Raw genomic sequence first — 12,541 nt, forward strand, 5'->3', positions numbered from 1 at the left:
CCGCACAAGAACTACGAGGAGTTCTACGACCGGCTGTTGGCCGAAGGAATGCAGTTCGTGCGCGGCCGCGTGGCCGAGGTCACGGATGCTGCCCGGCTGCCGGGCGAGCAGGGCATGCTCATCGTGCAATCCGAGGACACGCTCGCCGGCCGCCAGCGCCGCACACCGGTCGACATGGTGGTGCTGATGGGCGCCCTCGAGCCGCGGCACGACGCCCGTGAGACTGCCATCAAGTTCGGCATCTCGTGCAGCATGAACGGCTGGTTCACCGAGCGCCACCCCAAGCTCGATCCGGTGGCCACCATGACCGATGGCGTGTTCATCGCCGGCGTCTGCCAGGGCCCCAAAGACATCCCGGACGCCGTCGCCCAAGGCTCGGCGGCCTCCGCCCGCATCCTGGGCATGATCACCAAGGGCACGGTGCTGATCGAGCCGGTGGTGGCGACGATCCACGAAGAGAACTGCTCCGGCTGCCGCATCTGCAACAACCTTTGCCCGTATAACGCCATCACATTCCTGGACGACAAGGGCGTCAGCTACGTCAACGCCGCACTGTGCAAGGGGTGCGGCACCTGTGTCGCTGCCTGCCCCGCCCAAGCCATCAGCGGCGCCCATTTCAGCAACGAGCAGATCTTCGCCGAAATCGAGGGTTTGCTGTACGACGCCAACGGCGGGAACGGCGCCGGGCCGAAGGTCGAGCCCGCCGTCGTGCTGGCCTAAGGGAGGGACTGAGAGATGAGTGATACCTTCGAGCCCAAGATCGTCGCCTTCCTGTGCAACTGGTGCTCCTACCGGGCGGCCGACCTAGCTGGCACCTCCCGCATCAAGTACGAGCCCAACGTGCGCATGATTCGTGTGATGTGCAGCGGCCGGGTGGACCCGACCTTCGTGCTCAAGGCCTTCGCGCTCGGCGCCGACGGGGTGATGATCGCCGGCTGCCATCCCGGTGAATGCCACTACCTGGAGCAGAACTACAAAGCCATGCGCCGCTATCACCTGCTGCGTCATACCCTGCGCAGCATGGGGATGGAAGAGAACCGGGTCCGGCTCCAATGGGCCTCGGCGGCGGAGGGAGCTCAACTGGCAGTGGCCATCAACGACATGATCGAGAAGGTCCGGGCGCTCGGGCCGTTGAACTGGTCTTCCAACTGGAATGAGAACGGCCATCGGCTGGAAGCGCTGGAGAAGATGGCGCAAGAACACGCCGAAGCCATGGAGGTGCCGGCATGACGGGCAAGCCGAAACTGGCGCTGTACTGGGCGGCTTCGTGCGGCGGGTGCGACATCGCGGTCCTGGCCATCGACGACAAGATCCTTGAGGTCGCCAACCTGTTCGACATCGTGCTGTGGCCGGTGGCCATCGACGCCAAGGTGCGCGACATCGAGAGGCTGGCCGACGGCAGCATCGACGTCTGCCTGTTTAACGGCGGCATCCGCAATAGCGAGCAGGAGTACATGGCCCGCCTACTGCGGGCGAAGGCGAAGGTGCTGGTGGCCTTCGGCTCGTGCGCCCACGAGGGCTGCATCCCCGGCCTGGCCAACGCCAACAGCCGCGACGAGATCTTCCAGTACGTGTACAAGGACAGCCCTTCGGTCGACAACCCGCAGGGGCTCGTCCCTGTGCCGGATTTCGAGGTCCCCGAGGGCACGCTGCACATCCCGGTCTTCTACGACACCCTCAAGACGCTGGACCAGACGGTCCCAGTGGATTACTACCTGCCGGGGTGTCCGCCCGAGGCCGAGAACATCTGGACGGCGGTGCAGGCCGTGGCGGCCGGGTTGGCCGGCGCCCCCCTGCCTCCGACTGGCACGGTACTCGGCGCCCAAACCACGGTCTGCGACGAGTGCAAGCGCACGCGGACGGAGAAGAAGATCAAGGTGTTCAAGCGGGTGTGGGAGATCCTCCCCAACGAGACCGAATGCCTGCTCGAGCAAGGCCTGGTGTGCTGCGGGATTGCCACCCGCGGCGGCTGCGGGGCTCTGTGCCCGGTGGTCAACTCCCCGTGCATTGGCTGCCATGGGCCGAATGAAGGCGTGCAAGACTTCGGCGCCCGCATGATCTCCGCCCTGGCATCGGTCATCGACTCGGACAATCCCGCCGAGATCGACCACATCATCGAACAGGGGATCCCGGATCCCCTGGGAACGTTCTACCGCTTCAGCCTGGCCCACAGCCTGCTGCGGCGCACCAAGCTCGGCAACGGGAACGGCGCCGCCCAACACGCCGCCGTGCCCGCTGGGCGAACTGCCTGATGCTGGAGGTGGATGGATGAAGCGAATCTCAATCGACCCGGTTACTCGGCTGGAAGGCCACGGCAAGATCGACATCTTCCTGGACGAAAAGGGAGATGTCGCCAACGCCTACTTCCAGATTCCCGAGCTGCGCGGCTTCGAGGTGTTCTGCGTCGGCCGCCAGGCCGAGGATATGCCCAACCTGACCGACCGCATCTGCGGCGTGTGCCCCGAGGCGCATCACATGGCGGCCAGCAAGGCGCTCGACGCCGTGTTCCATGTCGAGCCGCCGCCGGCCGGCAAGAAGCTGCGCGAGTTGATGTACAGCATCTTCTTCGCCACCGACCACACCACCCACTTCTATGCCCTGGGTGGGCCGGATTTCATCGTCGGGCCAGACGCTCCGGCGGCGGAGCGCAACATCCTTGGGGTGGTGGCAAAGGTCGGAATGGAAGTGGCCGGCAAGGTGCTCAAGATGCGCCGCGATGGCCACAACCTGATCCAGCTTATGGCCGGCCGGCGCGTCCAGCCCAACTGGGGCGTGCCCGGCGGGGTCAGCCGCGGCATCAATGAGGAGCAGCGCCGCGAGATCGAGCTGCGCGGGCGTGAGGCCATCGATTTCGCCCTGTTCTCCATCCAAGCCTTCAAGGACATCGTCCTGGGCAACAAGGCCTATGTCGACCTGATCGTGGGCGACATCTACACTCACAAGACCTACTCGATGGGCATGGTCGACGCCAACAACAAGGTCAACTTCTACGACGGCAAGGTCCGGATCGTCGATCCTGACGGGGTCGAGCTGCTGAAGTACTCCCCCAACGAATACCTCGACGTCATCGCCGAACACGTCGAGCCCTGGACCTACCTGAAATTCCCGTATCTCAAGAAGGTGGGCTGGAAGGGGCTCGTCGATGGCAAGGACTCCGGGGTCTACAAGGCCACCCCGCTCTCACGGCTTAACGCCAGCGACGGGATGGCTACGCCCAAGGCCCAGGCGGCCTACGAGGAGTTCTTCAAGACGCTGGGCGGCAAGCCCGTACACCACACGCTGGCCACCCACTGGGCCCGCCTGGTCGAGCTGCTGTACGCCACCGAACGCTGGGTTGAGCTGGCGACCGACCCCGAGATCACCAGCCCGAACTTCCGCACCCTGCCGACCGCCACGCCGGACGAGGGCGTGGGCATCGTCGAGGCCCCGCGCGGCACGCTGACCCACCACTACAAAACGGACAGCCGTGGGATTCTGACCGAGGTCAACCTGGTGGTGGGTACAACCAACAACTACGCCCCGATCTCGATGTCGGTCAAAAAGGCCGCCCAGGGGTTGATCAAGAAGGGAGTGGTGAACGAGGGATTGCTGAACATGGTCGAGATGGCGTTCCGGGCCTACGATCCATGCTTCGGCTGCGCCACGCACAGCCTCCCAGGGCAGATGCCGCTGGTAGTTCGGCTTCTGGCACCGGACGGCGAAGTCATCCGCCAGTTGACCCAGAACCTGGACGGCTGAGAGGCCCTGGTCGGCCGGATGCGCACCCTCGTCCTCGGCCTCGGCAACCCGATTCTGCGGGACGACAGCGTCGGCCTGCGGGTCGTGCGGCAGGTCGCGGCCGCGGTTGGGGCAGCCGCGGACCTGGACGTGTCCGAGGACTACCACGGCGGGCTGCGGCTGATGGAGCGATTGGTGGGCTACGACCGGGCGGTGATCATCGACGCCATCCAGAGCGGCGCCCCCCCCGGGAGCCTGATCCGGCTCGGGGTAGAGGACCGTCCAACGCAGCGCAGCGCTTCGACGCATGATGTCAACCTGCCGACGGCGCTGGCCCTCGGCCGGCAGGCCGGGGCGCATTTGCCGCCTCCAGACCAGATCACAATCATCGCCGTCGAGGCGCAGGACGTGCTATCATTCGGCGAAACTCTGACCCCGGAAGTCGAACGCGCGATCCCCCTGGCCACGCAGGCGGTCCTGCAGCTGTTGGGATTGGAGAAGGAGAGTGCCTGAATGATCTCGCCGGAAACCCTGCGCCGCTACCCGTACTTCGCCGGCCTGCCCGAGGAGGCCCTCAAACAAGTGGCGATGCTCAGCGAGCAACGCCCCTTCAAGGCCGGTGAGCATTTGTTCGAGGAGAGCGCGGCTTACAAGGCCGGGGCCCGCCTGTACGAGAAGGGGCAGGAAGCCAAGGAACTGATGATCCTGGTCTCCGGCGAGGTCGACCTCGTAACTGAGCTCAGCGGGGGGAAAGAAGCGGTCGTGGCCTCGCTCGTCCCCGGCGACCTGATGGCCGAGTCGTCGATGGTGGAGCCGTATCAACTCAGCGTGGGAGGGGTTGCGACCCGCGAGGGAAGCCTGATCGTGATCGACGCCGTCCGCCTGCGGAACCTGTGCCAGTCGGACCCGGCCGTCGGCTACCTGGTCATCCTCCAGATCGCCCGTCTGCTGCTGGATCGGCTTCAAAGCACCCAGGTGCAGTTGGCCGCCAACCCCTGAGACCTTCGGGCTGGGTCGCCGTTGCATCTCCTTCGCCGCCTGCCTAGAATCTGGCAGGCGGTGGTTGTTTGTCAGGGCTCGCGGCGCCGGGCTTGCCGGCCCTTGACTGGAGGAAGAATGTCAAACCAAGAGACCCGAGTTGGATTCATCGGCATTGGTGCGATGGGCACGCCGATGTCGCACAACATCTTGAAGGCCGGATTCCCTCTTACGGTCTATGATCGCCTGCCCGGAAGGACAGAGCCGTTCGCCGCTCGGGGTGTGCCGGTCGCTACCAGCTGTGCAGAGACCGCCAGTCTGTCGGACGTGGTCATCACCATGATCGGCCAGGTGGCGGAAGAACTGGAGGTCGTGCTGGGGCCGGGCGGCGTGCTCGAGGGCGCGCACCCTGGCCTGGTGCTGATCGACTCGAGCACGGTGGGGATCGTCGCCTCCAAGAGAATGGCTGCGGCTTCGGCCGAAAAGGGAGTCGCCTTCCTGGACGCCACCGTTTCGGGCTCAACCGGTCCGGCGAAGGAAGGCACGTTGGCCTTCATGGTCGGCGGAGAGCGCACCGCCCTCGATGTGGCCGAGCCGGTCTTGCGCGCCATGGGCGACCGGATCTACCATGTAGGACCCAACGGTGCCGGCAGCGCCATGAAAGTGATCGTCAACTTGATGATCGGCATGACCGTCCTGACGCTGGCGGAGACGCTAACCTTGGGTCGCCAGGCCGGCCTCGACCCGAGCCAGATGCTCGAGATCCTTGGCCAAACCGCCGTCAGTTCGCCGCACCTCAAGAACAAGGGGCGGATGATGATCGAGCGGCAGTTCGAGCCCGCCTTCGCCCTGAAGTACATGCACAAGGACTTCGACCTGATTATGGAAGCCGCGCATGAGCTGAGGACGCCCCTGTTCACCAGCGCCATCGCCCACCAGGTGTATACGGCCGCCAACCTCGCCGGCTATGGCGATCTCGACTACTCGGCGGTGGTGCGTTTTCTCGAGGACACGGCCAGGATGAGTCCGGCCGCCGGATAGCGCCGCGAGCGGCAAGATCGCCCACTCTTTGCTGAGAGAACTGAACGGGGGACGGACGCCTTTGCCTCTTCGAAGGCCGTTGAGGTGAGACTGGCCGGAGCCCGGCTGGCAGCAGCCGTGCTGATCCTCGCCTCGATGGACGGAACATAATCGCCTCCGGCCCCCGTGCCGAGTCCGCCGGTCCGAGAGTCCCGGTAGCGCCATGAGAGGTTAAACCGGGCCTCTCTCCCGCAGGATTTCATCTCGGTCCCGAAGCCGGAAAGCCCAAGATCACCCCCCGAGATCCCGGCCGCTAGGGCGCTATCTCCTTCGTCATCGATGGCCAGGCACTCGTCCGCATCCAATGCGACAGCGGGGCCCTGTTGGCGCCTGCCTCGACCCGCTGGCCGAGCAGAGTATTGCCCGCACGTTTGTCGAACACGTGTTGGCTCGTGTCCCGACCCTCGGTCTGAGCGGATGACGGCAGGGGAGATCGGTGCCGCCTAGATTGTGTGTGCTCCATCGCAGGGGCGGCAGTGGGGTGCGCCTCCCTCCGCCCTCCACCGTCCCACCAGTGTGTCTCAGTCTCTCCCCCTCTTTACCCCGGATGCGCGAATTGAGACATGGGTTATCCTATTACCCGTTGGAGCTGCTCTGTACCTTCACCGCCCAAGGAGGCAAGAATGGACTTCGGATCGGTCAATTGGCTGGCTGTGGTCGCCTGTGTCGTCGTCAGTATGATCAGCGGCACGCTCTGGTACAACCCGCGGACGTTCTTCCCTGTCTGGTGGAAAGGCATCGGCAAGAAGGAAGGCGATGTCCCAGGCATGGCCGGCGCGATGGGCATCACCTGGGCCCTGACGGTGTTGGCCTCGCTGGTCCAGGCTGTGTTCATGGCGTTGGCGGTGAACGCTCTGGGGAGCCTGATGGGTGGGCCAAGCCTGACCACCGGGGCGACAATTGGCTTCTTGATCTGGCTGGGCTTCATCGCCCCCACATACCTTGTCAACAAGCTGTTCGCCGGGCACGGGCTCAAGGTCTGGGCGATCGAAGCCGGCAACCACCTGGTCAACTTCGTCCTGTTCGGGGCCATTCTGGGCGCCTGGCGCTAGAGCGTGCCCTCCAATCCGGCGGGCAGGCATCCACCCGGTTCGAGCACCCTTCGCTTCGGCCGACACCAAGGGTGGAAGCGACAGGTGCTGGCAAGCCCCAACCCAACTGCGCACGGGGAAGGACACTCCATTGGGCCTGCCCACGGCTACGCTGGCCAGGCCGGCGCGGCATCCCCGCGTGATTGTCCGCGATGGAAAACGCCCGGGCCTTGATTCCCCGGGACCAGACATCAACCGACTCGTGATGTCTCGTGAGCTCTAGGGCAGTCTCGGCCCGGCCTCGACCACCTCTGGCGGGCAGCCATCGGCGAACTTGTGGAAGTTGTCGATGAAGCGCGCGCCCAACTCGCGGTACTTCTGCAGGTACGCCTCCTGGCTCGACCAGGAGGCGCCAGGATCCAGCACGCTGGCCGGCACGCCATCACAGCTGCGCGGTACATCGAAGCCGAACACCGGGTCGCGCCAGTACTCCACCTCCGACAGCTTTCCACTCAAGGCGGCATTGAGCAGCGCCCGGGTGTAGCCGATGCTGATGCGTTTGCCGATTCCGTACGGACCCCCCACCCAGCCGGTGTTGACCAGCCAGCACGTGACATCGTGGCGTAGGATTTTGCGCCTGAGCAAGTCGGCGTAGGCCATCGGATGGTGAACCATGAAGGGCGCGCCAAAGCAGGCGCTGAACGTGATCTCCGGCTCTTCCCGCAGGCCGATTTCGGTTCCGGCGATCTTGGCGGTGTAGCCGGAGATAAACTGGTACAGGGCTTGATCCGGCGTCAGGCGGGCCACGGGCGGCATGACCCCCGAGGCATCGCAGGTGAGCAAGACAATGCTCTTCGGATGTCCAGCGCGCTTCTCCGGCACGGCGTTCGGGATGAAATTGAGCGGATACGAAGCCCGGGTGTTCTCGGTGAGCGTCTCGTCATCCAGGTCGATCTTGCGCGTCACCGGGTCATAAACCACGTTCTCCAGGATCGTTCCGAAGCGACGGGTGCAGGCGGTGATCTGAGGCTCGGCGCTGGGCGAGAGCTGGATCACCTTGGCATAGCAGCCGGCCTCGAAATTGAACACCCCCTCGTCGCTCCAACCGTGCTCGTCATCGCCGATCAGCTGGCGCGACGGATCCGCCGAGAGCGTCGTCTTGCCGGTGCCGGAAAGCCCGAAGAACAGGGCCACATCGCCGGCCGGACCGACATTCGCCGAACAGTGCATCGGCATCACGCCCTGCAGCGGGAGCAGGTAGTTCATCACGGTGAAGATGGATTTCTTGATCTCCCCTCCGTAGGCGGTGTTCCCGATCAGGCACAGCCGCTGCTCGAAGTTGACGACGATGAAGGTGTCGCTGCTCGTGCTGTCGATCTGCGGCAGGGCTCGGAAGGACGGAACTGCGATCACCGTGAAGTCCGGAACATGCTGCTTGTACTCATCAGCCGTTTCGGGCAGGAGGAACATCGTGCGGGCGAACAGGCTGTGCCAGGCGTGCTCGGTGATCACTCGCAGCGGCAAACGATAGGCGGGATCGGCGCCGGCGAAGCAGTCCTGGACAAACACATCTCGCCCCTGCAGATACCCTTGCAGCCGGAAGTACAGCTCGTCGAAGGCCGCCGGGCTGAAGGGCCGGTTGTACTGTCCCCACCACACCTGCTCCCGGCTGCTGTCTTCGGAGACAATGTACTTGTCGGATGCGGCGCGGGCAGTGTGCTTGCCGGTGTCCACGACAAGCGGGCCGGACTGAGTCAGCTGCCCCTCGCGGCGGAACAACGCTTCTTCAACCAGAGCCTCGGTCGGCAGATTCCAGTACACCTGGTTCAGGTTGGCCAGACCCATGCTTTCGAGCCCAAAGTCGCTCTTCAGGACGCCTGCCTGTGCCTGGGCCGGGGTGCGGATGGAGAGCAAGTTGTTCATAGCCAGTCCCTGACCAGCTTGCGGTCGCCGATGTAGATCTCATTGGGCGAGGCAGGATCCAAGGCCCATTTCATCCTGGCAATCCCCTCCGTGAGGTCCTTGATGGTGCCCGAGAAGCTCAGGCGCAGATACCCCTCCATGCCAAACTCCTTTCCGGGCACCGTCACCACCAGCGCCTTCTTCAGCAGGAAGTCGGCCAGGGCCACCGAGTCGTGGTTGTAGGCCCGAAAGTCCGGCAGGGCGTAGAACGTCCCCTCCGGCCGGATGGTGCGCACACCGGTAAAGGATGACATTTCCTGCATCACCACATCGCGGTTGTTCTGCATGTTCAGGCGCAGGCTCTCCACCACGTTCTGCACGCCGTTAAGGGCGCCTTCGGCCGCTGCCTGCAGTAGCGGCGAAGGGCAAGACGTCGTTTGGGCCTGCACGTTGGTCATGATCTCCACCAGTTTGCGCGGGCCAACCGTCCATCCGATGCGGAAGCCGGTCATTCCATACAGCTTCGAGATTCCGTTGACGACCAGGATGCGGGAGTTCTCGACATCCTGCTTCGTGTAGCGGTAAGCGGGCGGCGCGGTGCGGCCGTCGAACACCAGCCGGTGGTAGATGTCATCCATGATCAGGTATATCCCGCGCTGCTCACAGATCTTGACGATGGCCGCCAGGAACTCCTCGTGGAAGACCATGCCCGAGGGATTGTTGGGACTGTTGACGATGATCGCCCGAGTGTAGGAGGTGATCGCCGCCTCAACATCCTGGATGCGGGGGTGGAAGGTGCCGTCCTCGGGCACCACTATCACCGGAATGGCGTACACCATCTTGACCATCTCGGGGTAGCTCACCCAATAGGGGGCCAGGAGAATCACCTCGTCCTGGGGGTTGAGTAGGGTATACAGCAAGTTGAACAACGCCTGCTTGGCCCCCGTCGAGACGATCACGTTTTCGGGTGCGACCAGACGACCGTAGTTGTCCTCGGTATAGCGGATGATGGCCTTTTTCAATGAGGGCAAGCCATCGGTCGGCGTGTACTTGACCTCGCCCTTGCTCAGGTGGCTGGCCGAACTCAGGATGGCCGAGATCGGCGTGCGGTTCTTGGGCTCGCCGATCCCAAGGTGGATTACGGGTTGTCCCCGCTCGCGCAACAGGCGCGCTTCCTCGTTCAACCTCAGAGTCGGGGAATCGACGATCTCACGCGCGCGTCGGCTTAGGGTCATCCACAGCTCCTGACGGTTGCCTCGTCCTGTCGCTTGCTGGCTCTGGGGCCTGCATGTGATTATATCCAGCCGGTCAGGGACACGCCCTCCATCCCTGCGGCCTTACCCCGCCGCCAAATGGTACACTCGGCCCGCAATGCCCCGGCCGCTGGCGATCTCTGAGCGTACCCTAGGCGCCTACCGACGACGCACCTTCCGCACGGGTCGTGGCCAGCGCCTGCGCACCCCCCAAGAGGCTGTGCAGTTTGTGCGTGAGCGCGGCTTCGTACACTTCTGGCCGATCCAGGGCGTCGATCTGCCAAGCTTGTGGACCGCCGTCGCCGGCGACCGGCCGGTGGCCGAGTTTCACGATGACCCTGGCCACGTCACCTGGGGCTGGAAGGACTCGCTGCTGGGCGCCCGCAAGTGGCACTACGCCAAGCTCCTGCGCGGCAAGGCTACCCTCGTCAGCCTGCCCACCCTGCCCCACTTCTACGCCCTGTCCGACCGGCTGGGCGACCTGGATGATTATGTCCTGGCCTACGAATCCGGCCGCATCTCGCGCGAGGCCAGGCTTGTCGCCGATGGGCTGCTACGTCACGGGGCGCAGCACACCCTTCAGCTGCGCGCCGCCTCGCACCTGGATGCGGCCAGCTCGAAATCGCGCTTCGAGAAGGCGCTGGTCGAGCTGCAACGCGGGCTGTGGATCTTGCCCATCGGCGTGGCGCAGGCCGGCAGCTGGAACTACGCCTTCATCTACGAGATGGTCGACCGCTGGTATCCGGGGCTCCTCGACCAGGCTCGCCCGCTGTCCCTCGAGCAGGCCCGGGCCCATCTGGCGCGGCGGCTGCTCGACTCGGTCGGCATCGCAACCCCGCTCGCGTTCCAGCGGCTGTTCCGCTGGACGCCGGCCGCCGTGCAGCAGGCGCTGGACGATCTGCGACAGGCCCGGGCCGGGCTGCCACTGGACGATGGGCGCTGGGCCAGCCGGCGCCTGCTTCGGGCGACCTGACCAGCGCCGCGGCCGCTCCGCCCAGGCCCCTACTGCCCGGCCGAGACCGGGATCAGGGGAGCCTCCCGCACCGGTCGTGCGTGGCGGGTGTAGTCGGGCAGCAGGATCGGGGAGGGCCTCCCGCCGCTGAGCCCGGACTGGCTTCGCTCCTGTTCCCATGCCTGCAGGTGCTGCAGCGTTCGCTCGCCAAGCTCCACGCTGTGGCTGTAGGCCGCCGCGGCCCTGCCGGTGCGGCGGCCGTAAACCGTGATCTCCAGCAGGGAGTTGCCCATCAGTCGGTTCTCGCCGTGTACGCCGCCGCAAACCTCGCCCGCCGAGAACAGCCCGGGGACACCGGTGGCGCCATGCGCATCGTGGGCCACACCGCCGTTCTGGAAATGCAGCGTCGGATACACCAGGATGGGTTGGCGGGTCATGTCGATCCCGAAGTTCTTGAACTGGCGCACCATCGCCGGCAGCCCACGCTCAATCGTACCGGGGCCATGGGTCAGGTCAATCATCGGCGAATCCAACCACACTCCCAGCTGGCCGGTGTGGGCCGCGACGCCGTTCCCCCGCTCAGAACATTCGCGGATGAAGGCAGCCGCCTCCACGTCTCGCGTTTCCAGCGGGTATACGAACTGCTCGCCGTGTACGTTGCACACCTGGGCCCCCAGGCCGCGCACTTTTTCGGTGACTAGCTGGCCGAGGATCTGCTCCGGGAAGGCGGCGCCGGTTGGGTGGTACTGCATTGTGTGCATGAAGGCCAGATGGGCGCCGGCGCGGTAGGCCAGCACAACCCCGTCGCCGGTGGCGCCGTAGTGGTTGGTCGTCGGGAACCCCTGATAGTGCAGCCTCCCGCCTCCGCCGGTGGCGAGCACGACCGCCTTCGCCCCGATCACTCGGTACTCGCGCGTCTCGAGATCAAGGAGCACGGCGCCGGTCACCCGCCCGGCGGCATCGGTGAGCAGCTCTACCGCAGGGTTGAACTCGAGGGCCTGGATTCGATCGGCCCGACTGCGCACTTCATCCCGCAGGACGCGCATGATCTCCGCCCCGGAGTAGTCGCGGGCCGAGTGCATCCGCTTGCGGGAGGTCCCTCCGCCGTGCACGGTGTTCATCGTCCCGTCGGGGAGTTTGTCGAACATCACACCCAGTTCTTCCAGCCAGCGGATCACCGACGGGGCATCGGTCACCATGGCTTCCACCAGGTCCGGCACATTGGTGTAGTGCCCGCCGCCGACGACGTCCAGGTAGTGAATGGCCGGCGAGTCGTCCGGCTTGTCGGCGGCCTGGATCCCGCCCTGGGCCATCATCGTATTGGCGTCGCCGAATCTCAGCTTGGTGGCCAGCACGACCTGGCTTCCATTTTCAGATGCCAGCAGCGCTGCACTGGCGCCTGCCCCGCCTCCGCCGATCACCAGGACATCGCAAACCAGGTCAGGCGCGCCGAGGTGGAAGGCCGCTGGGTCGATCTGCGGCGGGGCCTCCAGGACATCCGCCATTTCCAGCGGCGTTCGGGCGCCCTTGCTCCGGCCGATCCGAATCTCCCGCATCGCCTGCTCGATGTAGTCCGGATGGAACCGGCGCAGAACGTCCTGGCGCTCATCCGGCGACATTCGCGGGAA

General features: G+C 65.2%; 12 protein-coding genes. 9 read left to right on the forward strand and 3 right to left on the reverse strand.

Features of this window, described 5'->3' with window-relative positions; genetic code table 11:
• From MUO23_00410 to MUO23_00445, 8 genes are all read left to right on the forward strand, one after another.
• Nucleotides 1–720, forward strand: a 720-nt coding sequence (locus tag MUO23_00410; protein MCJ7511412.1) for a 4Fe-4S binding protein, incomplete at its 5' end; no start/stop codon positions are given.
• A gap of 15 nt (nt 721–735) precedes the next feature.
• A complete protein-coding gene (locus tag MUO23_00415; GenBank protein MCJ7511413.1) occupies nt 736–1,230 on the forward strand; it encodes a hydrogenase iron-sulfur subunit in 495 nt (164 codons plus the stop codon).
• Nucleotides 1,227–2,252, forward strand: a complete 1,026-nt coding sequence (locus MUO23_00420; protein ID MCJ7511414.1) for a F420-nonreducing hydrogenase — start codon at nt 1,227–1,229, stop codon at nt 2,250–2,252. Before MUO23_00415 ends, MUO23_00420 begins: the two co-directional genes overlap by 4 nt.
• A gap of 16 nt (nt 2,253–2,268) precedes the next feature.
• Nucleotides 2,269–3,738: a Ni/Fe hydrogenase subunit alpha gene (locus MUO23_00425; protein MCJ7511415.1), complete on the forward strand. Its 1,470-nt coding sequence runs from the start codon at nt 2,269–2,271 to the stop codon at nt 3,736–3,738.
• Nucleotides 3,739–3,756: 18 nt separating this feature from the next.
• Nucleotides 3,757–4,230 carry a hydrogenase maturation protease gene (locus tag MUO23_00430; protein MCJ7511416.1) on the forward strand — a complete coding sequence of 158 codons (474 nt, stop codon included), beginning with the start codon at nt 3,757–3,759 and terminating at the stop codon, nt 4,228–4,230.
• Complete coding sequence (locus tag MUO23_00435) at nt 4,231–4,716, forward strand: Crp/Fnr family transcriptional regulator (protein MCJ7511417.1); 486 nt, start codon at nt 4,231–4,233, stop codon at nt 4,714–4,716.
• Nucleotides 4,717–4,833: 117 nt separating this feature from the next.
• Nucleotides 4,834–5,736 carry an NAD(P)-dependent oxidoreductase gene (locus MUO23_00440; GenBank protein MCJ7511418.1) on the forward strand — a complete coding sequence of 301 codons (903 nt, stop codon included), beginning with the start codon at nt 4,834–4,836 and terminating at the stop codon, nt 5,734–5,736.
• Between the two features lie 662 nt (nt 5,737–6,398).
• On the forward strand, nt 6,399–6,827 hold the full coding sequence (locus MUO23_00445; GenBank protein ID MCJ7511419.1) for a DUF1761 domain-containing protein: 429 nt from the start codon (nt 6,399–6,401) through the stop codon (nt 6,825–6,827).
• A gap of 258 nt (nt 6,828–7,085) precedes the next feature.
• On the opposite strand, the gene pckA is transcribed toward MUO23_00445, so the two are convergent.
• A complete protein-coding gene (gene pckA / locus MUO23_00450) occupies nt 7,086–8,729 on the reverse strand; it encodes a phosphoenolpyruvate carboxykinase (ATP) (GenBank protein MCJ7511420.1) in 1,644 nt (547 codons plus the stop codon).
• On the reverse strand, nt 8,726–9,943 hold the full coding sequence (locus MUO23_00455) for a pyridoxal phosphate-dependent aminotransferase (GenBank protein ID MCJ7511421.1): 1,218 nt from the start codon (nt 9,941–9,943) through the stop codon (nt 8,726–8,728). The genes pckA and MUO23_00455 overlap by 4 nt, the downstream gene beginning before the upstream one ends.
• Before the next feature lie 136 nt (nt 9,944–10,079).
• On the opposite strand from MUO23_00455, the gene MUO23_00460 reads away from it, so the two are divergent.
• Complete coding sequence (locus tag MUO23_00460; protein MCJ7511422.1) at nt 10,080–10,934, forward strand: winged helix DNA-binding domain-containing protein; 855 nt, start codon at nt 10,080–10,082, stop codon at nt 10,932–10,934.
• 29 nt (nt 10,935–10,963) lie between these two features.
• On the opposite strand, the gene MUO23_00465 is transcribed toward MUO23_00460, so the two are convergent.
• Nucleotides 10,964–12,541: FAD-dependent oxidoreductase (locus MUO23_00465; GenBank protein ID MCJ7511423.1), on the reverse strand; the 1,578-nt coding region annotated here is incomplete at its 5' end.

This window comes from Anaerolineales bacterium, from assembly GCA_022866145.1.
In the GTDB taxonomy this organism is placed as follows: Bacteria; Chloroflexota; Anaerolineae; order Anaerolineales; family E44-bin32; genus PFL42.

Bases quoted from the DNA above. Each gene is read 5' to 3' on its own strand.
- MUO23_00455 (MCJ7511421.1), bottom strand. From the start codon at position 9,943: ATGACCCTAAGCCGACGCGCGCGTGAGATCGTCGATTCCCCGACTCTG.
- MUO23_00460 (MCJ7511422.1), top strand. From the start codon at position 10,080: ATGCCCCGGCCGCTGGCGATCTCTGAGCGTACCCTAGGCGCCTACCGA.
- MUO23_00415 (MCJ7511413.1), top strand. From the start codon at position 736: ATGAGTGATACCTTCGAGCCCAAGATCGTCGCCTTCCTGTGCAACTGG.
- MUO23_00445 (MCJ7511419.1), top strand. From the start codon at position 6,399: ATGGACTTCGGATCGGTCAATTGGCTGGCTGTGGTCGCCTGTGTCGTC.
- pckA (MCJ7511420.1), bottom strand. From the start codon at position 8,729: ATGAACAACTTGCTCTCCATCCGCACCCCGGCCCAGGCACAGGCAGGC.
- MUO23_00420 (MCJ7511414.1), top strand. From the start codon at position 1,227: ATGACGGGCAAGCCGAAACTGGCGCTGTACTGGGCGGCTTCGTGCGGC.
- MUO23_00430 (MCJ7511416.1), top strand. From the start codon at position 3,757: ATGCGCACCCTCGTCCTCGGCCTCGGCAACCCGATTCTGCGGGACGAC.
- MUO23_00435 (MCJ7511417.1), top strand. From the start codon at position 4,231: ATGATCTCGCCGGAAACCCTGCGCCGCTACCCGTACTTCGCCGGCCTG.
- MUO23_00440 (MCJ7511418.1), top strand. From the start codon at position 4,834: ATGTCAAACCAAGAGACCCGAGTTGGATTCATCGGCATTGGTGCGATG.
- MUO23_00425 (MCJ7511415.1), top strand. From the start codon at position 2,269: ATGAAGCGAATCTCAATCGACCCGGTTACTCGGCTGGAAGGCCACGGC.